22 protein-coding genes and 1 pseudogene are annotated in these 24,448 nt (G+C 45.5%); 4 read left to right on the forward strand and 19 right to left on the reverse strand.

Translation table 11 applies throughout. The annotated features are described in order from the left end of the window. Positions 1–8 precede the first annotated feature (8 nt). From mfd to MC24_RS04490, 11 genes are read right to left on the reverse strand one after another with little or no spacing between them, the layout of a single operon-like run. Positions 9–2,690: a transcription-repair coupling factor gene (mfd, locus tag MC24_RS04440; protein WP_038052946.1), complete on the reverse strand. Its 2,682-nt coding sequence runs from the start codon at positions 2,688–2,690 to the stop codon at positions 9–11. Further along, positions 2,683–3,105: a tetratricopeptide repeat protein gene (locus tag MC24_RS04445; RefSeq protein ID WP_004081726.1), complete on the reverse strand. Its 423-nt coding sequence runs from the start codon at positions 3,103–3,105 to the stop codon at positions 2,683–2,685. Before MC24_RS04445 ends, mfd begins: the two co-directional genes overlap by 8 nt. Continuing rightward, positions 3,092–4,681, reverse strand: coding sequence for a hypothetical protein (locus MC24_RS04450; RefSeq protein ID WP_004081724.1), 1,590 nt, complete (start codon positions 4,679–4,681; stop codon positions 3,092–3,094). Before MC24_RS04450 ends, MC24_RS04445 begins: the two co-directional genes overlap by 14 nt. Positions 4,682–4,685: 4 nt before the next feature. After that, on the reverse strand, positions 4,686–5,276 hold the full coding sequence (gene plsY / locus MC24_RS04455) for a glycerol-3-phosphate 1-O-acyltransferase PlsY (protein WP_038052948.1): 591 nt from the start codon (positions 5,274–5,276) through the stop codon (positions 4,686–4,688). A gap of 4 nt (positions 5,277–5,280) precedes the next feature. Beyond that, positions 5,281–6,600 (reverse strand): ribosome biogenesis GTPase Der, encoded by a 1,320-nt coding sequence (der, locus tag MC24_RS04460; protein ID WP_038052951.1) that lies wholly within the window; start codon positions 6,598–6,600, stop codon positions 5,281–5,283. A 3-nt stretch (positions 6,601–6,603) separates the two neighbouring features. Next, positions 6,604–8,235: a 30S ribosomal protein S1 gene (locus MC24_RS04465; RefSeq protein ID WP_004081719.1), complete on the reverse strand. Its 1,632-nt coding sequence runs from the start codon at positions 8,233–8,235 to the stop codon at positions 6,604–6,606. Then, positions 8,222–9,049: a 4-hydroxy-3-methylbut-2-enyl diphosphate reductase gene (ispH, locus tag MC24_RS04470; RefSeq protein WP_004081718.1), complete on the reverse strand. Its 828-nt coding sequence runs from the start codon at positions 9,047–9,049 to the stop codon at positions 8,222–8,224. Before ispH ends, MC24_RS04465 begins: the two co-directional genes overlap by 14 nt. After that, positions 9,046–9,708: a (d)CMP kinase gene (cmk, locus tag MC24_RS04475; protein ID WP_004081716.1), complete on the reverse strand. Its 663-nt coding sequence runs from the start codon at positions 9,706–9,708 to the stop codon at positions 9,046–9,048. The genes ispH and cmk overlap by 4 nt, the downstream gene beginning before the upstream one ends. Position 9,709: 1 nt before the next feature. Further along, the gene (locus tag MC24_RS04480) at positions 9,710–10,042 is read right to left on the reverse strand and encodes an STAS domain-containing protein (RefSeq protein ID WP_004081714.1); all 333 of its coding nucleotides are present in this window, start codon (positions 10,040–10,042) and stop codon (positions 9,710–9,712) included. A gap of 1 nt (position 10,043) precedes the next feature. Beyond that, positions 10,044–11,783, reverse strand: a complete 1,740-nt coding sequence (aspS, locus tag MC24_RS04485; RefSeq protein WP_004081712.1) for an aspartate--tRNA ligase — start codon at positions 11,781–11,783, stop codon at positions 10,044–10,046. After that, positions 11,777–12,481, reverse strand: a complete 705-nt coding sequence (locus tag MC24_RS04490) for a translation initiation factor eIF-2B (RefSeq protein ID WP_004081711.1) — start codon at positions 12,479–12,481, stop codon at positions 11,777–11,779. Before MC24_RS04490 ends, aspS begins: the two co-directional genes overlap by 7 nt. A 199-nt stretch (positions 12,482–12,680) precedes the next feature. Here MC24_RS04490 and MC24_RS04495 point away from each other — a divergent pair, with 199 nt between their 5' ends. Genes MC24_RS04495 through MC24_RS04510 form a run of 4 tightly spaced genes read left to right on the forward strand, consistent with a single transcriptional unit; the run spans position 12,681 to position 16,321 of the window. Continuing rightward, positions 12,681–13,436: a DUF4912 domain-containing protein gene (locus tag MC24_RS04495; protein WP_004081709.1), complete on the forward strand. Its 756-nt coding sequence runs from the start codon at positions 12,681–12,683 to the stop codon at positions 13,434–13,436. 4 nt (positions 13,437–13,440) lie between these two features. Then, positions 13,441–15,027: a glycoside hydrolase family 57 protein gene (locus tag MC24_RS04500; RefSeq protein ID WP_004081707.1), complete on the forward strand. Its 1,587-nt coding sequence runs from the start codon at positions 13,441–13,443 to the stop codon at positions 15,025–15,027. Then, the gene (rsmA, locus tag MC24_RS04505) at positions 15,024–15,806 is read left to right on the forward strand and encodes a 16S rRNA (adenine(1518)-N(6)/adenine(1519)-N(6))-dimethyltransferase RsmA (protein ID WP_004081704.1); all 783 of its coding nucleotides are present in this window, start codon (positions 15,024–15,026) and stop codon (positions 15,804–15,806) included. The genes MC24_RS04500 and rsmA overlap by 4 nt, the downstream gene beginning before the upstream one ends. Beyond that, complete coding sequence (locus MC24_RS04510; RefSeq protein WP_004081703.1) at positions 15,791–16,321, forward strand: glycerol-3-phosphate responsive antiterminator; 531 nt, start codon at positions 15,791–15,793, stop codon at positions 16,319–16,321. Before rsmA ends, MC24_RS04510 begins: the two co-directional genes overlap by 16 nt. Here MC24_RS04510 and MC24_RS04515 read toward each other — a convergent pair. The 8 genes and pseudogenes from MC24_RS04515 to MC24_RS04550 all read right to left on the reverse strand — a co-directional run bounded on the left by MC24_RS04515 (position 16,278) and on the right by MC24_RS04550 (position 24,440). Then, the gene (locus tag MC24_RS04515; RefSeq protein WP_004081702.1) at positions 16,278–16,673 is read right to left on the reverse strand and encodes a CoA-binding protein; all 396 of its coding nucleotides are present in this window, start codon (positions 16,671–16,673) and stop codon (positions 16,278–16,280) included. The genes MC24_RS04510 and MC24_RS04515 overlap by 44 nt on opposite strands. Next, entirely contained in the window at positions 16,624–17,040 is a 417-nt protein-coding gene (locus MC24_RS04520; protein WP_004081696.1) for a DUF1667 domain-containing protein, read from the reverse strand. The genes MC24_RS04515 and MC24_RS04520 overlap by 50 nt, the downstream gene beginning before the upstream one ends. Position 17,041: 1 nt before the next feature. After that, complete coding sequence (locus tag MC24_RS04525; protein WP_008195104.1) at positions 17,042–18,253, reverse strand: NAD(P)/FAD-dependent oxidoreductase; 1,212 nt, start codon at positions 18,251–18,253, stop codon at positions 17,042–17,044. Further along, entirely contained in the window at positions 18,250–19,689 is a 1,440-nt protein-coding gene (locus MC24_RS04530) for an NAD(P)/FAD-dependent oxidoreductase (RefSeq protein ID WP_004081690.1), read from the reverse strand. The genes MC24_RS04525 and MC24_RS04530 overlap by 4 nt, the downstream gene beginning before the upstream one ends. Before the next feature lie 80 nt (positions 19,690–19,769). Further along, a complete protein-coding gene (locus MC24_RS04535) occupies positions 19,770–20,357 on the reverse strand; it encodes a glycerol-3-phosphate responsive antiterminator (protein ID WP_052125267.1) in 588 nt (195 codons plus the stop codon). Then, a pseudogene (gene glpK / locus MC24_RS04540) lies at positions 20,312–21,797 on the reverse strand (glycerol kinase GlpK). The gene MC24_RS04535 and the pseudogene glpK overlap by 46 nt, the downstream one beginning before the upstream one ends. A gap of 32 nt (positions 21,798–21,829) precedes the next feature. Further along, on the reverse strand, positions 21,830–22,534 hold the full coding sequence (locus tag MC24_RS04545) for an MIP/aquaporin family protein (RefSeq protein ID WP_038052956.1): 705 nt from the start codon (positions 22,532–22,534) through the stop codon (positions 21,830–21,832). Between the two features lie 193 nt (positions 22,535–22,727). Further along, positions 22,728–24,440: a methyl-accepting chemotaxis protein gene (locus tag MC24_RS04550; RefSeq protein ID WP_038052959.1), complete on the reverse strand. Its 1,713-nt coding sequence runs from the start codon at positions 24,438–24,440 to the stop codon at positions 22,728–22,730. Positions 24,441–24,448: the final 8 nt, after the last annotated feature.

Genomic DNA, 24,448 nt, shown 5'->3' on the forward strand with positions numbered 1-24,448 from the left:
TCACCCTTTCATTTTTTCAGTAAGTCCATGAGAAACTCCACCGGATTCTCCCTGGTGTAGAGAACAACACTTCCCGACCGTCTATTGTATCTCGGATGATTCAAAAACGGCGAGTCTCTGTTTGGAAAGATTTCCACCATTGAGTGATCGAATCTGATCTTCTTTACTCCCAGCTTCGAAGCTCTGATCCTCAATCTGAAGTAATCAACGAGTAACTTCACTTCTTCGGGTGGTTCTCCGAATCTATCCCTCATTTCCTCCAGTATTTCCTCGAGATCTTCCTCATCAAGAGAGGATGCGAGTCTTCTGTAAAGTCTCAACCTCTCTACAGGATTCTGCACGTAATCTTCCGGTATGAAAAATCTGCCCGGGGGATTTTCTATTTCAACGTTCACAGAGTGTTTCTTTTCGATTCGTCTTTCTTTGAATCTCGTGATGGTCTCTTTCAAGATTTCGTTGTACAGTTTCAAACCAACGGACACAACGTTTCCATGTTGTTCCAAACCGAGGACATCTCCCACACCTCTCAGTTCCATATCTTTCAGTGCTATTTGAAGACCGCTTCCAAAGCCTGTGTAGGATTTAAGCACCTTCAGTCTTTCAAGAGCGCTTCTTGGAGTACCCTTCGGGTACAGGAAGTACGCAAAGGCCCTTCGGTCGCTTCTACCCACCCTTCCTCTGAGCTGATAGAGCTGTGAAAGGCCGTATCTCTGTGCGTCATCCACTATGAGTGTGTTTGCATTCGGTATATCAACACCATTCTCGATAATTGTGGTACACAGAAGAACATCGATGTTCCCGCGGTAGAACTCGTGGACAATTCTCTCCATGGTTTTTCTGGACATCTTTCCGTGGGCAACCGCTATTTCCAACTCCGGAAACATCCTTTTCAGTTTTTCGAAAACCTCCGGTAGTTCTTCCACGCGGTTGTGAACGTAGATCACCTGACCTCCCCTGTTTATCTCCCTGATCACCGCTCCCTTGACGAGATCATCGCTGTACTCTGCGACATAAACGTATACTGGTTTTCTTCCAGGGGGAGGAGAATTTATCACAGAAAAATCTTTCATTCCAGAGAGGGCCATGTGGAGGGTGCGTGGAATAGGTGTAGCACTCAGGGTTAGCACGTTCACCGAGAGTCTCAGTTTCTTGAATCTTTCTTTTTGCTCAACTCCAAACTTTTGTTCTTCGTCGATGATGACAAGACCAAGATCGGAGAATTCGATCCGTTCGTTCAGCAGAGAGTGTGTACCTATGATGATGTCTATTTCTCCCTTCTTCAGCTTTTCGATGATCTCCTTCTTTTCTCTCGCTGTTCTTGAACTGTCCAGGAGTTCCACTTTTACACCGAACGGTTCCATTCTCTCTTTGAAGTTCTCGTAGTGTTGTCTTGCCAGAACGGTGGTTGGGACGAGCACCGCTACCTGCTTACCAGATGCGACTGCACGAAACGCAGCTCGCAGAGCTACTTCTGTTTTTCCAACACCCGCGTCTCCGCACAGGAGCCTGTCCATTGGTTTTTCAGAGGCAAGATCGCTTAGTACTTCTTCTATACTCTGCTGCTGATCAGGAGTTTCAATGTATGGAAAAGATTCCGCGAATTTTTCTTCCAGTTCTGGGTCACCTGGAAGAGAAAGACCCTGGGCCTCCTGTCTTTTCATGTAAAGTTCAACGAGTTCTTTGATCTTTTTCTCGATGTCTTCTCTCACTTTCTTCAGTGTTTGTTTCCATTTTCCGCGGTTCATCCGGTCGAGTTTAACCTGCGAAGGATCACCTATATATTTATGAACTCTGTCGATCTTCTCGATGGGAACGTACAAAATTGCGTCTTCATATTTCAACTTCAAATAATCCCTCTCTCCGAGAACTCCCTTGAGACGAACAATCCCCTCGAAAATGGCTATTCCGTGCTCTCTGTGAACTACGAGCCCACCCTCTTCGATCTCATCGACATCCAGAATGGGCAGCGATTCTTTTTTCTCAACACGTGTTGATAGCGGTGCAGAACCCTTCTCAACGTTTTTGAGTATCACTTCGACTACTCTTTCATCGAAGAAGTCGTTGTAGCGTTCCTTCAAAAGGTCCCTCATTTCTTTTCTGAACTTTCTGTACTCATCCAGAACCTTTTGAAGATCTTCACAGATGAAGCGAGCATCTGTCTTTAAGAAATCAAGCAAGGTGCTTTCACCGTAGAAATCAACAAAAGGAAGTATCAGAGTCTTATCAACACCTTGGAATGAACGCTGGGTGTCTACCTTGAAGAAACGAATTTCTTCAATTTCGTCTCCAAACAGTTCTATCCTCACGGGAAAGTCGTTCCCTGGAGAGTAAATGTCGATTATATCTCCGCGAATGGCAAATTCTCCCACGTTCTGAACAGTGAAAACAAGTTCATATCCCATTTCGACGAGTTTTTCTGGGGACAGCGTGAGTTTTGTGGATCGTGCTATCATCAGGGAGTTTTCTCTCAGAAAATCGGGTGAGAACACCTTTTCGGTGAGCGCTTTCAGGGTAGTGGCTATCTTGAGGTTCTCCCCGTTTAGAAGCCTCCACAGGATTTCTATTCTTTTTCCTTTTATCTCGGGTGACAAAACAACATCTTCGAGAGGCAAAACATCTCTCGAAGGATAGAAAATGTATCCTTCTATATTCGAAAACCTTTCGTTCGGCAGCAGAAGAATCTCAACCATTTTTCATCAGGTCTTTTACAATCCTCTTCTGGTCTTCATCGAGTCCTTCCATGGGGTCTGGAAGGTTGAGCTTTATCTTACACAGGGCTTTCACTATCTTCACTCTGGGATCTGTCAATCCCTGTTCCTCGGCCTTTTCCAGCAGTTTCAGAGCCTCGAAAAATTTCCCCATCTGATAGTATGCGCTTCCCAGATTGAAAAGAACAACCGGATTTTTTTGATCTATTTCCAGCGCTCTTTTGTAGCTCTCAATAGCCTTTGCCAGAAGGTTCATTCTTCTGTAGATGTTCCCTATGTTGACCCAGACTTCTACTGATTGTTCTTTTTCGGCTATTTTCAAAAATTTTTCCAAGGCACTCTCCAGCTTTCCTTCTTCAAGTTCACGGTATGCTTCTTCAAATTCACTGGAGACCAAGTTCTATCACCTTCTTTGTGACGTATATGGTGTCTGAATAGTTCATGTCGGGTGTTTTGAAAGAAACGGAAATAGGAATGATCTCTTCGGTTATAGGCTTCACATAAGAAAAGCTGAAGACCCAGAGGTTATGTTTTAGGAAGTGGGGTTCACCGATGCCTCCTCCCGATCTGTAGCAAAAATCTTTCAGAGCTGCGCTCGCTTCAGGAGAGGTGTAGAGCTTGACGTTTTTGAGTTTCAAAACGGCGAGCTGTTCGTTTGAGAAGGTAATATCCGGGGGCACTACAACGCAGTATCCCTTTCGATCGTTTATCTGGTAGACTTTCTTAGAGAGAAACTCCTCATCGCTTATGTATACTGTGTATTCTCTCAGCTCGTGTGAAACTTCGAAGGGTACTCTTCCGCGCGCTTCGAAAAGATCTGAGAAGAGCTGAACCAGATCGATATCACGTCCAAAGGCATTCTCCACCCTCACGTACAGGAACATTTTGTCGACAGTCAATTCAAAAGAATCGATGTGAACAAAGATAGGTTCCGAGGACTTGAGAAGGGAGATCTCAATCGAGTTCTTGTCCCAGTTCATTCCAAACAGGTATGGATATTCGTACTCTATGTTCACGTACTGGGGAACCTGCCCTATTGTTTGAAGTTTTTTTCCATCGAAATGGAAGAGATTTCCAGACTGATCCAGGAGAAGATAAGAACCATCGTAAAAGATTTCAAAGGAACGTGTTGGAACGGGGAGAGGGATGTTTTTCTGTGATTCTGTATCCACGTTGATCACGATGAGAGAATTGCTCCAGGTGTCAAGAACGACAACCTGCCTGCAGTACACCTCCGCATCGACGATCAGGGGTTTCCCATCGATTGGTATTTCTCTCTTCAAACCGTTTTCTGAGATCAAAACGATTTTATCCACATCTGCCAGGGTAAACTCTCCAGAATTCAAAACACCTGCTCCTATCGGATTGAGAAACTTCCCTATTTCCTTTTCATTCTTGAAAACCCTTCCGTCTCTTGAGATCAAGAAGACGTTTCCGTCCCTATCGGTGAACACCTGCTCCGGTTGGAAAGATAAGTTTCTAACGGTGAAATTGAAACCATCGCTTTCGATAAGACGGTTGTTGACCGGATCAACGATGTATATACTCTCACCAAAAATTGACACATCCGTGGGTGTGAGAAAATATTCTATTCCATCTTTAAAACCCTGGAGTGTTTTTAACGTTTTCATGTTGAAAGAATCAGATTCTTTGTCCTGCAGTATGAATTCCAGATTGTTAACCAGCGAGAGCACTTCAGGCTGATCCGGTACGATAACAAGCAGGTTTTTCAGATCCTCGTAAGCCTCTCTCACTCTTCCTGTTTCTATCATCAATTTTGCTCTCAAATACCAAAACTCTGCGAGATTCTCAGCGGGGATGGGTTTGTAGAAGATCTCCTCTATCTTCTGCTGTGCGGAAGATATATCTCCCTTTGCCCAGTCTATGATCGCTTCTGAGAACATCTCTCTAACGCTTTGAGCGAAAAGAGCAGAAAAAGTTAGCAGAAACAAAAGCAATATCGTTTTTTTCACGTTTTCACCTCTTGAAGAGGTTTACCTTCCTTTCTGTACCGTTCAGGAGACGCTGGATGTTTTCGGAGTGTCTGAGAGTGGAAAGAACCGCGAGAATGAGAAACAGCATTCCCGTATCGTAGCCCTTGAGCAGATATCCCAGAAGAGCAGAAACGTAAAGAGCTACAAGAGATCCAAGCGAAGCGTATTTAGTCAGCATTACGATGACAAGCCAGGTCAGTGTGAACACTAGTCCCGTAGGCCACGAAAGACAGAAAATGATTCCAAGGGTGGAAGCGACTCCTTTTCCACCTTTGAACTTCATGAAAATCGGAAAATCGTGTCCGAGGACAGTCGCGATCGCCGTGAGTGATACGATCTTCGAATCTCCTGAGAAAGTAATGGTAATGAACACAGGGAAAAATCCCTTCAAAGCATCCAGAAGAAGACAAATCCCTCCAACGGCAGGACCTGTGGTTCTTATAGCATTCGTCGCTCCAACGTTGCCACTCCCCACTTTTCTCACATCAATACCCTTCAGCCACTTCGGGATCAAATAACTGAAGGGGATGGACCCTGTGAAGTAACCGAGAATTGGGAAAAGCCACCAGTCCACGATATCACCTGCTCTTCTTGAACTTTAAGAATATAGGGGATCCCTCGAACGGAAAGACGTAGTCCCTGATCAGTTTTCTGAGGAAAACCTTTTGTGGATTTTTTATCTTCTCTATATTGTTCACAAAGAAAAGGAAAGTGGGTGGCTTTATGTCCACCTGAAGGCCGAAAAAGATCTTGAGGCCACGAGGGAGATTCGTGAACGCGAGCACTTTCTGAAGAGCCGAATTAATGGCACTGGACGGCACTTTCGTTGTGTAAGAAGCGTACGCTAAATTGATAGCGTCTATCACTCTGTCTATGTTCCAGCCTTTGTCAGCGGAGGTAAAGATAAGCGGACTGTAATCGATGAAATAGAGCTTCTCTCTGAATAATTTGGTGAATTCGTCGTACCTTTTTTCACGGTGTTCAACGAGATCCCATTTGTTGAAAACAACGACGCTGGCTCTCCCTCGTCTTTCCACAAGGCCGGCTATTCTCTGGTCCTGTCTTGTGATACCCTGAGTTGCATCAAGAACTATCACAACAACGTCCGCTTTTTCTATGCTGTCCACAACCCTGTAGTTGCTGTATTTTTCAACAGTCCTGGGTTCGACCCTGGATTTTCTCCTCAAACCAGCCGTGTCAACGAATACGTATTTTCTTCCGTCTATAAACACTTCGTCGTCAACGGGATCCCTCGTTGTTCCAGGTATCGGTGACACAAGAGCTCGTTCTTTGTTCAATATAGCGTTGAAGAGTGTGGATTTTCCCACGTTCGGTCGGCCAACGATGGCAACTTTTATTGCGTCGGTGATTTCGGGCTTTGATTCTAAATCCAGCCCTTTTTCTTCGAGCTTTTTGATGATCGTCTCCAGGAGAGTATCGAGATTTATGTTGTGCTCTGCAGAAACGGGTATTGGTTCTCCAAATCCTAAACTGTAAAGCTCCGGCTTCACTTCTCTTTCGAACTCTCTGAGATTTTCCGCTTTGTTCGCCACAAGGATAGTATCAACGGTGGATTTCCTGAGAAAATCGGCAAGCGATTCGTCTTCTTTTGTAATTCCTCTTTTTCCATCGACAACGAACAGAACGAGATCAGCTTCTCTGATCATGTTCAGGGTAACTTCCTTCATCTTTTGGGAAATGATGTCCTGTGGATTGTCGAAGACTCCACAGGTGTCCACGAGTTTAAAGGTTTTCCCGTACCACTCTACAGTATCTTGAACGGGGTCACGGGTGACCCCTTCTTCGTCTTCGACAATAGCCTTTTTCTTCTTTACCAGCTTGTTGAACAGAGTAGACTTTCCAACGTTTGGTCTACCAACTATCAGAACCGTCGCCATATTTCACTCTCCATTCTTTTTGAGAAGGTCTCCAATGGATTTCTGAGAGCTCTCCTTCTCCACCATTTTTTTGTACTCCTCTATGTTTTTCCTTTCTTCATACCGCTTTTCGCTCAGTATCATTCTTCCACCGAACACCTCGTCGGGATCTATTCTAAGAACGACGAGGTTTAAAGCTTTTCCCGTTTCAGGCTCGCTGAGAAGATGGTTGTTCGGCACGAAACCCTCCACATCGTACTCTTCGACTTCCACTACCACTCCCGAGTTCACGATCTTCTTTATGGTTCCACTCACGATGGAATCTGGTTTCAACTCTTTGAGAGCACGTTCCCAGGGATTTTCCTGTGTTCTTTTTATGCTGAGAGTGATCTTTCTGTTCTCTTTGTCTATCTTCAAGATCTTCACTTTCACCTTTTCGCCGATCTTTAGAATTTCTCCAGGTTCATCAATTCTTTTCCATGAAATTTCAGAGACGGGAACGAATCCTTCAACACCTTCTTCTAACTCGACAAAAGCTCCCTGTTTTATGATTCCCGTCACCTTTCCTGTCACCACGTTGTTGACATTGTACCTGTCTTCGATGTTTTCCCATGGATCTCCCTTTGCCTTTCTGTAGCTCAAAGTGAGTTTTCTGTTTTCTTTGTCTACATTGATAACTTCAACCTTCACCAGATCTCCAACACTCACCACTTCTTCAAGACTTTTTCTTGCGTTCCCCCAGAAGACTTCAGACCTTGGCACAAGTCCTTCCACGCCGGGCTCCAGTCTCACAAAAAATCCGAACGGATGAATCGAAGTCACTTCTCCACTCACCACTTTTCCAACCGGATACTTCTCTTCCACTTTTTCCCACGGATCGGGCATGAGTTTCTTCAAACTCAGGATGACATTCTTTTTCACCTTGTCCAGTTCGATTATCTTCGCTGTTATGTTCTGGCCGGGTTTCACTATGTCTTCAGGAGATATTCTGGTGTCGTAGCTGAGTTCGCTCCTGGGAATGAATCCCCTCACTCCCTCTGAAATTTCAACTTCGACACCTGCGTTACTGATCCCTTTCACGGTACCTTCTACGATGTCTCCCACTTTCTTCTCTGAGAAGAACTCCTCGATCTTCTTATCCTGGAGAGCTCTTCGCGAAACAACGATTCTTGGTCCCCGTCTCGTCTGAGCCATTTCCAAAATGATGACTTCTATTTCTTTTTCAGGCATGGGATCGTTCCTTCTGAGGAGGGAGTGTGATCCTGGAAGAAAAGCAGAGACTACTCCTTTCAGTAAAACGTTGTATCCTCCTTTCGTCTGCGAAACGATGCGGGCTTTCACAGGTTTCTTTTCTTCGTAATCTTTTCTCAACTCTTCAAGCGTTTTTCGAAGAACTGGTCTCCTCTCCGAGAGAATAGATCTCTCTTCGTAGTTCAGATTCAGTATTTGAAGGGTGAGATTCTCACCCACTTTGTACTCATCTAAGGATTTGATCAGTTCGTTCTCCGGTACGAATCCCTCGCTTTTTCCCCCGAAGTCCACCACCACACCATCGTCTTCCTTGCCGATAACCACACCTTTTACAATCTGTCCTCTTCTGAACTCCTCAGGTTCGTACTGGCTGAGGATTTCATCGTTGAATTCAAATGGTTCCATCTCTCTTCCCCTCCATCTCTTTCAGTTTTCTGACAACGTTTTCTATCAGAGAATTGGGTGTAGAAGTACCGCTGAACACACACACCGTACCATATTTTACTACGTCCGCTGGTAATTCGTCAGGTGATTCTATCCAGATCGTCTTTGAGTGTTTTGAAGCGATTCTGAAGAGTTTTCCTGTGTTTGAACTGTGCTTTCCTCCGACCACTATGGAAAGATCACAGATCTTTGAAAGCTCCTCCACTTCCCTTTCTCGGTTCACAGTTACGGGGCATATGGTGTTGAGGAAAACGGCTTCTTCGAATTCGTTCATCCTGATCATCGCTGCAACGAACTCTTTATATTCTTCGAGCGAAGAAGTGGTCTGAGAGAGAAAGACCACCTTTTTTTCTTCGAGCTTGAACGGAACTTTCGTGACGATGGCAGGAGCGTATCCTCTCAGTGCCACCATTTCCGGGTGGTCTTCTTTTCCAAAAACGATGACTTTCCTCTCTTTGGCATATCTTTGAGCGGTTTTGAACAGTTGAGAAACTATGGGACAGGTGAGATCGACGACCTCTGGAAAGATCTTTTTCAGTTCTTCGAGTCTATCTTTCGGGATACCGTGAGCCCTTACAACGAACACCTCTCCATCTGTCATCTCCGAAGACACTTTCAATCCTTTCTTTGTCAGTTGCTCCATCACCTGTTTGTTGTGGACTATCTCACCATCTGTTACCACTTTCTTTCCTTCATCGAGTAACTCCTCCACGGTTCTTATCGCTCTTTCCACTCCAAAACAAAAACCGATATTCTTTGCCACTACTATTTTCAAGTGTTCATCCTCTCCCTGACCAGTTTTAGGATCCTGTCGAGCACTTCTTCCACACTCATACTGGTTGTGTCTATGATCACAGCATCTTCCGCTGGTTTCAATGGGGCTACGTTCCGCTTGGAATCCTGCTCATCCCTCGAGATGAGTTCTCTTTCAACTTCTTCTTTTGTGACCTTTAGACCTCTTTTCTGGTACTCTTTCAACTTTCTCTCTACGCGCGCTTCCAGAGACGCTGTGAGAAATATCTTCAGGTGAGCGTTTGGAAGCACAACCGTTCCTATATCCCTTCCCTCGACCACGATGTTTTTGTCGTCACATATTTCCCGCTGGATTCTGACCAGGTGCCTTCTCACAACTTCAAGCCTGGCAAAATTTGAGGCAAGAACCCCCGCCTCTGGACTTTGAATCTTTTCTGTGTAATCCTCTCCGTTGATGTAGACTCTTCCGTTCACATAGTCTATCTTCAGATCTTTCAGCACGTTTTCGATCTCTTCTTCAGCGGAAGAGGAACTGAGCCCTTTTTCGTGCAGATAAACTGCAACGGCACGGTACGTTGCTCCCGTGTTCAGATGATCGAAGCCGAGTTTTTCAGCAAGAAGCTTTGCTATTGTGGACTTTCCAGACGCTGCGGGACCGTCTATTGCTATTTGAAACCCCATTTCACGCCTCCTCCACTGTATCGGTGATTTTGAAGATCTTATCGAGATGGGTAAGTTTTAGTATTCTCGATATGCTTTCTTTCAGTGAGCTGAGGATGAACTCCTTTCCGTTGATTTTCGCGTCCTTCAAAATCACAACGAGTGTTCCAAGGCCCGCGCTGTCCATGTAGGAGACAGACGAAAGATCGAGGACGATCTTCTTCTTGCTGGTGGTCGAGATGAAGTTTCTAAGCTGTTCCTTCAACTCCGAAGAATTGTAAGCGTCTATGTCCCCCTGCACTCTCACGATGGCTTTGTCATCCTGTTCAACGATATCGAGTTTGAGGTTGTTCATGTTATCCCTCCTCTATTCTAATTCTGAGTTCTCTGAGTTGCCTTTCATCAACTTCAGCGGGGGCTCCCGTCAAGAGGCACACACCGTTTCCTGTTTTTGGAAACGCTATCACTTCTCTTATAGAACTCTCACCGGCTATGATGCTCACCAATCGATCCAGTCCGAAAGCTATCCCGCCGTGCGGCGGAACGCCGTACCTGAACGCTTCGAGGAAGAAGCCGAATTTTTTCTGTGCTTCCTCTTCACTCAACCCAAGAAGTTCAAAGATTTTCTCCTGAATATCTCTTCTGTGAATCCTGATGCTTCCTCCACCGACTTCGTAACCGTTGATGACGAGATCGTAGGCTTTCGCCCGGACCTTTGTGTAATCATCACCTAAGGTTTCCAGAACGGGCATTGTGAAGGGGTGGTGCCGCGCCACAAATCTTTCTTCTTCCTCGCTCCACTCGAAGTATGGAAAGTCGACTACCCAGAGTACATCGAATCCTTTTGCAAGGTGTGAGAAGTGCTCTTTTCCGATTTCCAGCCTCAGCGTTCCAAGGGCTTCGTTGAGGAGGTTTCTATCAGTGTGGGCCGCTATGAGACAGACGTCTCCTTCGTTCATGTTTTCCGTTTCTGCGATCTTTCTGAATTCTTTTTCGAGGTGTTTCAGGTGTGGTGACGTGATTCCACCGTCCAATTTGAACCAGATGAGACCGCCGAGACCGAGTTCTTTCATTCTTGCCATGAGTTCTTCGCCTTTCTTTCTGCTCATCTCCGAAGCGAATCCGGGAACGATGAAACCCTTCACACTTCCTCCTTCATTGAGGACGTTCCTTATCACCTTGAACTCCGTGGTCTCAAAAGCGTATCCAAAATCTCGAAGTTCCATTCCGTATCTTCTGTCTGGCTTGTCTGTTCCATACTTTTCCATCGCATCGTCGTACGGAATTCTGTCGAAGGGAACCTTGAGATCGATGCCAGAAGATTCTTTGAACACTCTTGAAACCATTCCTTCGCTCACATTCAGTACATCTTCCACATCGACAAAGGACATCTCCACGTCAACCTGGGTGAACTCCGGTTGCCTGTCTGCTCTGAGGTCTTCGTCCCTGAAGCATCTGACTATCTGGAAGTATCTGTCGAAGCCGGAGATCATCAGAATCTGCTTGAAGAGCTGAGGAGATTGAGGCAGCGCGTAGAACTTTCCGGGTCTGAGTCTCGAAGGTACGAGGAAATCCCTCGCCCCTTCCGGAGTGCTTCTTGTGAGAAAGGGAGTTTCTATTTCAAGGAAACCGAGTTCATCGAAGTAATCTCTGATGATTTTCGATATTCTGTATCTCAAAATGATATTTCTCTTCATTCTCTCGGAACGAAGATCTATGTATCTGTACTTGAGTCTCATTTCTTCTTTAGGTGTTTCTCCAGGATAAAAAGGAAGCGGATCGGCAAGAGACAGGATCTCTATTCTTTCGGCGACGACTTCTATTTCTCCTGTTTCGATGTTCGGATTTTCCGTCCCTTCTGGCCTTTTTCTCACGGTTCCCTCAACCAGAACGACGGATTCTCTTGTGAGTTCATCTACAACACTGTAAGCCTCACTGTTCACATCGCACACGATTTGAGTCTCACCGTATCTGTCTCTCAAGTCGATGAATCTCACACCACCGAGATCTCTGATCCTGTCCACCCATCCGCACAGCTTCACTTTTTTTCCCTCGTCTGTTGCTCTCAGCTCTCCACACGTGTGTGTTCTCAGCATAATGTCCCTCCCTCAGGGTCGGTTATTATCGCCGTTATCAACTCAGACGGTACCACTTCAAAAAGGTTTGTATCTTTCAGCTTCTTCGAACCGAATTTGAAGGGATCCGCCACAACGAAGAACGGTTTCCTCAACTCTCTGCTCAGAATAGCCAGGGTGGTGGTTCCCACTTTGTTTAAAACATTCCCCGATTCGTCCACGTAGTCGGCTCCCGTCAAACAGACGTCAACCATTCTGAGAATCCTGTAGGCCAGCAGATCTTCTACAGGTTCAGCGCGAAGGTGTATCTTCCTCAAAGATTCTACCAGTATTTTCCCTTCTCCGCCCGGGTGTGACTCGAGAACGAAAACCATAGGAGGTCTGGCTTTACGAAACACCTCCAGCAGTGTTTTGCTGTTGCTCAGCGTGAGAATTTTTTTATTTTTGAAAAAATTCGACGCGTAGTCTGTAGTTCGAGCGAAGGATTTCTCCACAGCTCTCTCGAATTTCTCCAGTTCTTTCAGGGAATGATTTTCCAGAAAAAAAGCCAGTTTTTCGAGAACGGCCATGGGTTTCTCTTCACAGAAAATGCCTATCTCTTTCGATACTTCCCCGGAGTCAAGCTTTTCAGAGTTCTCTTTGAGAAATTTTAACAACTTTTCCAGAACTTCCTGGGATCCCTCTGTGTTCAATTCTTTCAAAAAACTCAAAACTTCCATAACCCCACCTCTATAGTATTCTACCCTAAACTCTTTCATTCTGGATTCGATAATTGTAATCGGTTGTTTTCAGCCATAAGACATGATTATCGAGAATTATCCGAAAATATCTCTTTGAATCTCTGAAAATCTCATGTTTACAACACAATCCATCTGTGTTATAATTTTTTAAAACGAAGATTAACTGGGGGGCGAAATCATGAAAGGAGAAGAGATACTGAAGTGGCTCGACTCAAATCCAAGTATTCAGGAGCTCAAAAAATTCGCCAAGAGCTTGGGTTTGAGAGTGAAAAAGGCCATGAAGAAGAAAGAAGTTATAAAACTCATCAAAGAGCATGTGGAATCCGCTTTTTCAACGACAGATTCTTCCTCGGGTGTTTCGACGACCGTTCAAAGGAGAGAAGAGAAAGATCTAAATCTTCCCAGAACTTACGATAAAAATAAGCTTGTTCTCATGCCGGTTAATCCCTACGTGGTTTTCGCTTACTGGGACTTCGATCAAAGAACAAGAGAGCTGATGAAACAAAAAGCCAGAGAAGGAAAGGCAGTGATCAGACTCTACGATGTGACTTTCATCATGTTCAATGGAACCAACGCGCACAGAACGTTTGAACACAGACTCGATGAACTCACGCTCGACGCAGGGAACTTCTACTTCAACGTTCCTATGCCGAGGGCAGATTATCTTTCGGAAATGGGCTACCTTGACGATGAGGGAAAGTTCGTTTCAGTGTTGAGGTCCAACGTCACCAGAACCCCTGCCGCTTCTCCTTCGGCCTCTTCCAGGGAAAGATGGTACGACTTGAAAAACAAAAAGCGAACAGTGGTACTGTCTGAGGGAAGTCTAATAAAGCCTGTTGAGAAAATAAGAGGTGTTACCTCACCCGGATTTCCTTCCGGACAGGGTATGATGGCCCAGGGAATAATGTGGGAAATTTTCAGGAGCGGGAGGTAATCTCATGAGAGGAAAAATACTGATATTTCTGCATGCGCATCTTCCATACGTTCACCATCCTGAATACGATCATTTTTTGGAAGAAAGGTGGCTTTTTGAGGCCATAACAGAAACTTACATACCGCTTTTAATGATGTTCGATGAAATAGAAGATTTCAGGTTGACCATGTCGATCACTCCTCCGCTGATGGAGATGCTCTCCTCCAGAGACCTTCAGGAGAAGTACGAAAGACACATGGAAAAACTGATCGAACTCGCAAACAAGGAAGTGGAGAGAACTAAAAAGGAGCACCCGCTGAAGCATAAGATGGCTAAATTCTACCGTGAACATTTTGAAAAAATTCTGAACGTGTTTCGCTCTTACGATGGAAACATCTTGGAGGGCTTCAAAAAATACCAGGAGACCGGAAAGCTGGAGATAGTGACCTGCAACGCCACACACGCGTTTTTGCCGCTCTATCAGATGTACCCAGAGGTGGTGAACGCTCAGATCACAGTTGGCGTGAAGAACTACGAAAAGCACATGAAGAAACACCCAAGGGGTATTTGGCTTGCGGAATGCGGATACTATCAGGGGCTGGATCTGTACCTTGCCCAGAACAACGTTGAGTATTTCTTTGTGGATTCTCATGCCTTCTGGTTCGCCGATGAACAACCCAGATACGGTGTCTACAGACCCATCATGACGCCAAGTGGTGTTTTCGCCTTCGCACGAGATCCGGAGTCGAGCGAACAGGTCTGGAGTGCAGCCGTTGGGTATCCTGGTGATCCAAGGTACAGAGAATTCTACAGAGATATAGGTTTCGACAGAGAAATGGAGTACATAAAAGATTACATAGACCCTTCTGGAGTCAGGATAAACACCGGAATAAAATACCACAGGATAACTTCGAAAAGCTTGGATGCTTCGCAGAAAGAATATTACGACATAGATCTGGCCATGGAAGCTGTGGAAGAACACGCGAGGGACTTCCTTCACAAAAAGGAAAGTCAGGCAAGAAGATTGATGGATATAATGGGTGTCGAACCGGTCATCGTTGCTCCCTTCGACGCTGAGCTCTTCGGTCACTGGTGGTTCGAGGGTGTGTTCTTCTTGAAGAGGTTCTTTGAACTGGTGAATGAATCAAAAGACCTGAAGCTCGTCACCGCATCCGAAGTTATAGACACTCTCGAAGAGGTTCAGATCGCCACACCCGCCGACTCGAGCTGGGGTGCCGGAGGATACTACGAAACGTGGCTCAACGGAACGAACGACTGGATCTACAGGCATCTCCACGAGATGATCGAAAGAATGATAGATCTTTCGAAAAAGTACTACAACAGTTCCGATCCACTCGTGGAAAGGGTTTTGAATCAGATGCTGAGAGAACTATTTCTCGCACAATCGAGCGACTGGGCTTTCATCATGACTACAAGAACGAGTGTTCAATACGCGGAAAACAGAACGAAGCTTCACATAAAGAGGTTTCTGAACCTCTACGATCAACTCGTTTCTGGAAGAATAGACGAAGAGATGCTAAGATACTACGAGTGGACGGATGCCATCTTTCCAGAGATAAACTTCAGGGTGATGGCGAGGGATGTGATTTGAAGACGTCTGATTATCTGAAAAAGTACGGTGTAAGATTGAAAAAACACCTGGGACAGGTCTTTCTTTCAGACGATAGAATAGCGAAGCGCATCGTGAAAGCGGCTGAACTGACTCCAGAGGATGTGGTGGTGGAGATAGGAGCCGGAGCTGGAACTCTCACGGAAGAACTCGCTAAGACTGGTGCGAGGGTCATCGCCTACGAAATCGATGAAAGTCTTGCTCCGATTCTTCAAGAAAGACTTTCGAAGTATCCCAATGTGGAATTGAGATTCGAAGATTTCCTGAAAGCGAAAAACGTTCCTGAAGGCGCAATTTGTGTGTCCAACATCCCCTACAACATAACAGGTCCCCTCATGGAAAAGATCATAGAATGGAAATTCAAAAGAGCCATCGTCATGATTCAGAAAGAGGTTGGTGAAAGGATCCTGGCGAAACCCGGAAAGAAAACGTACGGATACCTTTCGGTTGTGGTTCAGACGTTCTACGAGGTGAAAAAGCTCTTCGATGTTTCAAGATCCTGTTTTGTACCGAACCCTGAGGTTGATTCCACAGTTGTAGATTTGAAGAGAAAACCTGTGGATTTGGATTTCGAAAAATTCAAAAAATTCGTCTCGATGATATTCGCAAAAAAAAGAAAAACGCTCAAAAATAATCTGAGACCGTTTCTTTCTATCTTCGAGGGAGTAGATTTGTCAAGAAGAGCGGAACAGCTCACCGTTGAGGAGATCGTGGAACTCTATGAAAAATGGAGGAGAGCACTCGAATGTTCAAGGGGATAATAGCTGCGCTGTGGGATATGGATTCCATAGGAGAAATAGAACCCGATGTGGTCTTCCTTTTGAAGAGCGACATTTTGAATCTGAAGTTTCATCTGAAGATTCTCAAAGACAGGGGAAAAACCGTTTTTGTTGATATGGATTTTGTGAACGGACTAGGAGAGGGAGAAGAAGCGATTCTTTTTGTGAAAAAGGCCGGTGCCGATGGTATCATCACGATAAAGCCAAAAAATTACGTCGTTGCAAAGAAGAACGGAATTCCCGCTGTCCTCAGATTCTTTGCTCTCGACTCGAAAGCGGTCGAAAGAGGTATCGAACAGATAGAAACGCTCGGGGTAGATGTGGTGGAAGTCCTTCCAGGTGCGGTGGCTCCGAAAGTGGCCAGAAAAATACCCGGCAGGACAGTGATCGCCGCCGGGCTCGTTGAAACAGAGGAAGAAGCTCGCGAAATCCTCAAACACGTTTCAGCGATCTCTACAAGTTCAAGAATCCTCTGGAAGATGAAGTTTCTACCATGATACACTTTTCAGCGGAATATTCCACGTCTTTCAAAGAATCGAGGAATCTTTTGATCTCTTCTGAGAACGCTCCCGGTTGATACCAGAATCTTCTGAAACCCGCGTCGTACGCCTTCTTTGTTTCTTCAAGTGCGACTTCAGGTGGTACAACGAAGACTATCACATCGATGTTTTCAGGAAGTTCCTCCACGCTTTTGTAAACCCTGAAACCTTCTATCTCGTCGTACTTGGGATTCACCGGTAAAACCTCGAATCCCTTGGAAACCAGATCTTTAAGTATCACGTTTCCGTACTTTCTTGGATTAACCGTCGCTCCAACCAGTGCTATCTTTTTGAATTTCTTTGGATCCATTTTCTAACCTCCTCACCGTTCTTGTTACAACAAGATTCGCTCCTGTTCCAAAGAGATCTCTTAGAACAACATCACCGGCCTTCACGGGGGCTTCCACTTTGATTTCTCTAACTATCTTCATGAGTTCCGGTATGAATCTCTTCGGAATCGGTTTGTCTGTCTTGACGGATGCGAGTGGAAGCTCTCCGTTCAATACTCTGATGCTCGTTGGAACGACTCTTTTTGGATCTTTTATCTCATCCTTTGCGTATTCAACACCTCGTGGGCACCTGTTTCCTGTTATGGATTTTATGTGGCCGTCTTCAGTTAGCTCCACCTTAATTTTACACCCGATCGGGCACTGAACGCAAACGACATTTTTGAACATTTCAATTCACCTCCTCGACGGACACCACGATTTCATCGAGTCCTTCGAGATCCCTGTCGGAAATTTTCACCCTCAGCATCTCACTCGGCACGAGATCTTCGAATTCCCTTGCGAACCTTCCAACTACGAGTCTTCCTTTCTCCATGGGTTTCTTCACTCTCAGGTAGAGAGTGAGAGGTTCTGCAGGGGTGTACCAGATCGGATGAACCACCATCACGTTTTTTCCGGGTCTCACGGGAATCTTTTCTCGCGGGATCTCGCCTTTCACGAACTTTGCGGCGTACCGTCCCGCCGTCTCACCCTCGTAGCTCACGTAATCCACCAGATCGAAGATCACTGTGCAGTTTCCAGCGGAAAAGATCCAGTCTCTGGAGGTCTGGCCTATATTTGAAACTCCCACACCTCTGGAGGTCGGATTTTTCACCACCAGGTTTTCTATCAATTCCACCTGAGGAATGAGTCCAACGGACAAAACCAGCGTGTCCACTTTGAACACCCTCTCCGTTCTCGGAATGGGTCTGAACTGTTCATCCACTTTTGCGACCACGACTTCTTCCAATCTTTCTCTTCCTCTCACCTCAACGACTGTGCTGGAGAGGTACAAAGGTATGTTGTAGTCCTCAAGACACTGTATCACGTTCCTGAGGAGGCCTCCCGCGTACGGTAGACGCTCCACAACACCGACGACTTCCATTCCCTCGAGGGTGAGCCTTCTTGCCATGATGAGACCTATATCTCCGGAGCCCAGTATGAGAGCACGTTTTCCGGGGAGCCTGTTTTCTATGTTGATGAGTCTCTGGGCAACACCGGCTGTGAAGATACCGGAGGGCCTGTCTCCTGGGATCATGAGACTACCAAAAGGTCTTTCCCTGGCACCTGTCGCGTAGACGAGCGCTCCCACTTCTACTTCCTCTATGCCTTGTTCGGTGACGAGGATCACCCTTCTGTCCTCAACACGTTTCACATAAGCATTCGTCAGCGCTCTTATTCCCATCTTTTCCATCTTTTCCTGGAATCTTTCAGCGTACTCCGGTCCGGTGAGTTCCTGCCTGAAATAGTGAAGACCAAAACCGTTGTGTATACACTGGTTCAATATTCCTCCGGTTCTTTCGTCTCTCTCGACGAGAAGAACTTCCGCCCCTTCTTCTTTTGCTTTCAACGCCGCCGCCATTCCGGCAGCTCCGGCTCCTATCACCATCACGTCGACCCTCATTCTCTCACCTTCCCGTTCACAACCCAGCTGTTCTCCGATTTCATCTTTATTTCCGACATATCCACACCGAGTTCTCTCTCCAGAATCTTGAGAATTCGAGCCATGCAGAAGCCCCCCTGGCATCTCCCGAACATCGCTCTTGTTCTGAACTTCACACCGTCGAGTGTCCTTGCTCCTCTTCTGATAGCTTCTACTATTTCTTTCTCTGTCACTTCGTTGCAGAAGCAAACGAGTCTTCCCGCACGTGGATCTCTTTCTATTTCCCTTCTCCACTCTTCGAGTGGAAGTTCCGAATAGTGAACGATTCTCTTTCTTTCCGGTTTGAAGTCTTTTTTCTTCTCAAGAGGAATTCTCATTTTTTCCTGGATCAACTCTTCAACAACGTACTTTGCCACCGCCGGCGCTGCTGTGAGACCAGGAGATCTTGTTGCCATAACGTTCACGAAGTTCTTCACCGTCTCGCTCACTTTTATGAAGAAGTCTTTTTGTGGACTTTCCGGTCTCAGCCCTGAGAAGGTTTTCACCACGAGGGAGAAATCGAGGGAAGGTACAAGCCTTCTTGTGAATTCTCGAACTTTTTCGAGACCTTCTCTGGTGGTTATGGGTCTGTCTTTCATCTCTTCGGGAAGGTCTTCGGCAGTTGGTCCCAGAAGGATTCCACCATCGACTGTGGGAAGAACGAGTATCCCTTTCGAGATCTTAGTGGGTGTGGGGAATATGACCCTTTTGACCAGACCCTGAAGTTTCTTATCAAGGAGAATGTATTCGCCTTTTCTCGGATGCAGGGGAACGTACTCTGCACCGGCCAACTTTGCTATCTCGTCTGCGTGGAGCCCAGCGCAGTTTATCACGATATCCGCTTCGTATTCACCTCTGCTGGTGTGAACTTTCCTCACTCGACCGTTGACTTTCTCAAAGCCAACGACGCTTTCTCCAAGAACGAGTTTCAATCCGTTCTGGACGGCGTTTTCCACGGCTGCTATGGCAACCATCCATGGTTCTGTGATGCCAGCAGTGGGAGCGTAGAGGGCATATTTGACCTCTGGGTTCAGATTCGGCTCCATGGAAAGAACTTCGTCTCTTTCCAGGATGGTCAAACCTGGGACACCGTTTTCTTCGCCTTGTTTTAGGAGACGTTCGAGTTCTTTCAATTCCTCATCGTTGAACGCCACTACGAAAGATCCAATTCTTTTGAAATCAAAATCCAGCTCTTTCGAGAGATCTTCGTACATTGCATTGCCTGACGCGCAAAACTGTGCACGAACGCTTTCAGGTGGATCGTCGTAACCAGCGTGAACGACAGCGGAATTCGCCTTTGTCACACCCCAGCCCACGTCCAGATTTTTCTCTATGAGGGTCACTTCTAGGTCGTACTTAGTTAACTCTCGCGCTATCAGAGAACCAAACACTCCGCCACCTATGACGACAGCCTTCATCGTTTGCACCTCCTTAAACAAAAAGAGCCATACCCCACTCTTGTGGGATATGGCTCTCTCTTTTCTCTCTCCTTCAAGAATTATATTATCTTCCATAGATCTTTGCAACTCGTTGATATTGCTTTTGCTCCTGCTTCTAAAGCAGCAAAAACCTGCTCTTTTTTCCTTATCAATCCTCCCGCTATTATGTCTCCAGAATACCGTTTCGTTATCTCCTTGATGAACTCTGGAACTATACCGGGAAGAATTTCTAGAAAATCTGGCTCTAAGTCTTCTGCCTGAGCCAATCCACTTTCTAAAGCACCGGAATCTACCAAGAATACTCTTTGAATAATTCTCATACCCAGTTTTCTGGCTATTTTCAAAAGATGAATGTGTGTAAAAATTATACCGTCAACACCTACAATTTCTCTTAAAAATTCAAGTGAACACCTGTCTAATGAAAGCCCCTTTACAAGATCCACGTGAACGAAAACTTCTTTTTTTCCGTTCTTTAGTTTGTAGACCATTTCTTCAATGTTCATCACAGTTCTTGTTAACAAAAATATCACTTTAGAAGGTGATCCTAAGGCTTCTTCAATATCCTTTTCTACCCTGACAGCTGGAATTACAGGATACAGGTTCATCGTTTTTCCCATCCAAGAGATCTCGACACCGCCTCTTTCCATTTTGAGTACAACCTCTCTCTTTCTTCGGAATTCATAGAAGGTTCAAATCTTCTGTCAAGCTGCCAGAGAGAGGCTATCTCTTCCTGATCTTTCCAGTATCCAACTGCGAGTCCTGCAAGGTAGGCAGCTCCAAGGGCCGTTGTTTCGTTCACAACGGGCCTTTCCACTGGAACTCCAAGTATATCAGCCTGAAACTGCATCAAGAAATTGTTCACAACAGCTCCACCGTCGACCCTGAGGGTTTCCACCTTTATATCGCTGTCTTTTTCCATGACCTCCACCACGTCCCTTGTCTGGTAGGCGATCGACTCAAGAACGGCCCTCACTATATGCTCTCTGGTGGTACCTCTGGTTATGCCTATGATCAAACCCCTAGCGTACATGTCCCAGTACGGTGCGCCAAGACCCACGAACGCTGGAACGAAGAACACCCCTCCGTTGTCCGGCACTTTTGTGGCGAGTTCTTCAGTTTCTGCTGCACTGGAGATGATCTTAAGACCATCTCTGAGCCATTGAACGGCTGCCCCTGTAATGAAAACACTACCTTCGAGTGCGTAGTTTGCCATTCAATCCCCAGGCAATTGTCGTAAGGAGACCTGATTTAGATTCATAGGCCTTTTCTCCAGTATTCATAAGCAAGAAACACCCGGTTCCATAGGTGTTTTTGAGCATGCCAGGCTGGAAGCATGCCTGCCCAAACAGTGCTGCCTGCTGATCTCCAGCGTCTCCAGCTATAGGTATTTCCACTCCGAAGATATCTCTCGTTGTGTAGCCGTACACGTGACTCGATGGCATTACCTGTGGAAGCATCGCCCTTGGTATATTCAGAAGTTCCAGGATTTCATCATCCCAGTTGAGTTTGTGTATGTTGAATATCATCGTTCTGGAAGCGTTCGAATAATCGGTGACGTGCACCTTTCCACCCGTGAGATTCCATATGAGCCAGCAGTCAACTGTTCCAAAGAGGACTTCACCTTTCTCTGCTTTTTCTCTCACTCCCTCGACGTTGTCGAGAATCCACTTGATCTTTGTTCCAGAAAAGTACGCATCAATGACAAGGCCTGTTCTTTCTCGAATGAATTCTGAGTATCCTTTTTCCTTAAGCTCATCACAGATGGGAGCGGTTCTTCTACACTGCCAGACTATGGCATTGTAAACGGGTTTTCCGGTGTTTTTATCCCAAACGATGGTAGTTTCCCGCTGGTTTGTGATACCTATGGTGGCTATCTCTTCGGGTTTGATTCCTGCTTCTTCGATCGCCCTTTTTGCAACTTCGACCTGAGACTCCCAGATTTCCATTGGATCGTGTTCCACCCATCCGGGCCTTGGATAGATCTGTTTGAACTCCTTGTTTACCTTGGAGATCACGTTCCCTTTCTCGTCAAAAACGATCGCTCTGGAACTTGTTGTACCCTGATCGAGAGAGAGAACATATTTCATGAATACCCCCTCCTTTTTTGATAAGATTAATATCAGAATAACCAGTTATAAAGGCTCGCACCTAGAATACCCCCAATTATAGGGCCTATTATTGGAATCCATGAATAGCTCCAATCCGAATCTCTTTTCCCAGGGATAGGAAGGATGGCATGTGCCAATCGTGGTCCGAAATCTCTAGCAGGATTTATCGCATAACCTGTTGGACCGCCTAATGAAAGACCAATACTCCACACAAGGAAACCAACCAGTAGTGGATTCAAACCGTCTGCAAGTTTGTTGGCTCCGATTCCGAGAACACCCATAAGTAGCACTATTGTTCCAATAATTTCTGTCAAAAGGTTAGCTCCATATTTCCTGACAGCTGGTTCTGTACAGAAGACGCCAAGTTTTGCATCAGGATCATCTATTTCTTTCCAGTGAGGAAGATAAGCGAGGTATACTAATATTCCACCAACAAAAGCACCAAGAATTTGCGAGAAGATGTAACCAGGAACTCTTGACCATGGGAATTGACCAATGAATGCTAATCCAATGGTTACAGCAGGGTTGATGTGAGCACCGCTGATTCTTCCAACTAGATAGACCGACATAGCAACAGCTAGGCCCCAGCCCGTAGTAATCACAATCCAGCCAGAGTTGTGTCCCTTTGATTTCTTTAATACTACGTTTGCTACTACACCATCTCCTAAGATAGTGAGGAGCATTGTACCAAGAAACTCTGCTAGATACACAGACATTTTCCAAACCTCTCTTATGTAAAATATTTAACCCCCCAGCAGTATCCATGAGTGGATACATACTGGGGGGTCTCTTTTTCTCTAAACCCCAATTATTTACTTTTTTGTTATGCTCTGTGGTGAATTATAACAAACCCTTTGTTTTGTGTCAATATAGTTACAAAAATCACGATGTAGTTTCACCCTGCCTGTGTTATTTATTTTCTGTAATTTTAAATCTTTTCACATCCTCTTTCAATTCATCAGAGAGTTTCTTTAGTTCTGTCCCAACATCTGCTATTCTCTTAGCAGCCTTTTCTTGTTCTGTGATGTTAGTGGACACCTCTTCTACCTCGTCTGCAACCGTTGTGGTTGTCTTAGCAACTGCATCGAGTGCACTGCTCATTTCTTCAGAGGCAGCACTGAGTTCCTGAGCACTTGCAGCAATTCCTTCGATTCTTGCAGCGAGGTCTTCTATTTTGGATACGATCTGGCTGAAGTTTTCGTAGGACTCTTCTACCAGTTTTCTTGCATCTTTTGTGATTTCAACGTTTTCCTTTGACATCTCGTTCGTTCTTTCCACACCTTCTCTGATGTTCTCAAGGATCTGACTGATCTCCTCCGTTGCTCTTTGACTCTCTTCTGCAAGTTTTCTTATCTCATCGGCAACCACAGCAAATCCTCTTCCTGCTTCTCCAGCCCTTGCTGCCTCTATGGCTGCGTTGAGGGCAAGAAGGTTCGTCTGTTCTGCTATGCCCTGTATCGTCCTCACAATCTCTTCTATGCTTCTTGCACTTTCTGTTACCTTGAGGACAACCTCGGCAGTCGTTCTGGAGTTTTCCGAAACGTCTTCCACTTTTCTAACGGCTTCTTCAAGGACTTTCTGACCGTTCTTTGCGAAATTTGAAATGTTTTCTGCGTTTTCTGAGATCTCTTGGATGAGTTTGGAGATGTTCTGGGAGTTGGCGGCGACCTCTTCGGATCCAGATGTAACTTCCTCTATAGATGCGGAAGCGTTCTGAACTTCCCTGCTGATCGTCTCGGACGCCCTTGCAATCTCCTCGAGGGCACTTCGAAGTTGCTGTGAGAGGGCAAAGAGTTCTTCGGAGATCCTTTCCACTTCGTCCTGGGATTTATCGATTTCCCGCACCATATCCTTAAGATTTTCAACGGTTTCGTTCAATTTTTGTGCTATGAAACCGAATTCGTCTTTCGATTTTATATCAACAGAGATGGATAGATCTCCATTCGATACCTTCTCAAGGGCAGTCAAAACAGCTTTTGTCTTTCCCGAAAGCACTCTTCCGAAGAAGAGAACTAACAATATCACCGTGATTCCTATTACCAAAATTATTATTATATCTTCGAATATGAGTTCTCCAACTATTGATTTCACGTCGCTCACGTATATTCCAGTTCCAACGATCCATCCCCAAGGCTCGAAGAGTTTCACGTAAGAGATCTTGGGTTCTGGTTTGTCACTTCCTGCCTTGGGCCACGAATAAAAAACGAATCCTTCTCCCTTTTCTTTCACTACTTTCACCATTTCGTTGAACAGATACACACCGTTCGGGTCTTTGTAGTCGCTCAGGTCCTGACCGTTCAGTTCTGGTTTGATGGGATGAAACACCATCCTGGGATATGTGTCATTGATCCAAAAGTAGTTGTTGTCGTCATACCTGATCTTTCCTATGAGGGACTTTGCCAGATTCTGTGCCTGCTCTCTTGTGAGTTCTCCTTTCTGTTCCATTTCGTAGGCTCTCTCCAGGATGCCATAGACCGTTTCAACCAGGTGTTTTGCTTCATCCTTTTTCTTCTTCATGATAGCGTTGTAAACGGTTGTGTTCACGAGGATGTACTGTGTTACAAAGAAAGCCAGCACAACACCCACACCGATTACCAAGAATTTAGAGGCGATACTTCTCATATCTGAAA

This window comes from Thermotoga sp. Mc24, from assembly GCF_000784835.1.
Taxonomy (GTDB): domain Bacteria; phylum Thermotogota; class Thermotogae; order Thermotogales; family Thermotogaceae; genus Thermotoga.

What these genes read in the sequence shown, in the direction of transcription:
- mfd (WP_038052946.1), bottom strand. Translation starts at nt 2,690, where the DNA reads ATGGTTGAGATTCTTCTGCTGCCGAACGAAAGGTTTTCGAATATAGAA.
- der (WP_038052951.1), bottom strand. Translation starts at nt 6,600, where the DNA reads ATGGCGACGGTTCTGATAGTTGGTAGACCAAACGTTGGAAAGTCTACT.
- MC24_RS04465 (WP_004081719.1), bottom strand. Translation starts at nt 8,235, where the DNA reads ATGGAACCATTTGAATTCAACGATGAAATCCTCAGCCAGTACGAACCT.
- cmk (WP_004081716.1), bottom strand. Translation starts at nt 9,708, where the DNA reads ATGGGGTTTCAAATAGCAATAGACGGTCCCGCAGCGTCTGGAAAGTCC.
- MC24_RS04480 (WP_004081714.1), bottom strand. Translation starts at nt 10,042, where the DNA reads ATGAACAACCTCAAACTCGATATCGTTGAACAGGATGACAAAGCCATC.
- aspS (WP_004081712.1), bottom strand. Translation starts at nt 11,783, where the DNA reads ATGCTGAGAACACACACGTGTGGAGAGCTGAGAGCAACAGACGAGGGA.
- MC24_RS04490 (WP_004081711.1), bottom strand. Translation starts at nt 12,481, where the DNA reads ATGGAAGTTTTGAGTTTTTTGAAAGAATTGAACACAGAGGGATCCCAG.
- MC24_RS04495 (WP_004081709.1), top strand. Translation starts at nt 12,681, where the DNA reads ATGAAAGGAGAAGAGATACTGAAGTGGCTCGACTCAAATCCAAGTATT.
- MC24_RS04500 (WP_004081707.1), top strand. Translation starts at nt 13,441, where the DNA reads ATGAGAGGAAAAATACTGATATTTCTGCATGCGCATCTTCCATACGTT.
- MC24_RS04510 (WP_004081703.1), top strand. Translation starts at nt 15,791, where the DNA reads ATGTTCAAGGGGATAATAGCTGCGCTGTGGGATATGGATTCCATAGGA.
- MC24_RS04515 (WP_004081702.1), bottom strand. Translation starts at nt 16,673, where the DNA reads ATGGATCCAAAGAAATTCAAAAAGATAGCACTGGTTGGAGCGACGGTT.
- MC24_RS04520 (WP_004081696.1), bottom strand. Translation starts at nt 17,040, where the DNA reads ATGTTCAAAAATGTCGTTTGCGTTCAGTGCCCGATCGGGTGTAAAATT.
- MC24_RS04525 (WP_008195104.1), bottom strand. Translation starts at nt 18,253, where the DNA reads ATGAGGGTCGACGTGATGGTGATAGGAGCCGGAGCTGCCGGAATGGCG.
- MC24_RS04530 (WP_004081690.1), bottom strand. Translation starts at nt 19,689, where the DNA reads ATGAAGGCTGTCGTCATAGGTGGCGGAGTGTTTGGTTCTCTGATAGCG.
- MC24_RS04535 (WP_052125267.1), bottom strand. Translation starts at nt 20,357, where the DNA reads ATGGAAAGAGGCGGTGTCGAGATCTCTTGGATGGGAAAAACGATGAAC.
- MC24_RS04545 (WP_038052956.1), bottom strand. Translation starts at nt 22,534, where the DNA reads ATGTCTGTGTATCTAGCAGAGTTTCTTGGTACAATGCTCCTCACTATC.
- MC24_RS04550 (WP_038052959.1), bottom strand. Translation starts at nt 24,440, where the DNA reads ATGAGAAGTATCGCCTCTAAATTCTTGGTAATCGGTGTGGGTGTTGTG.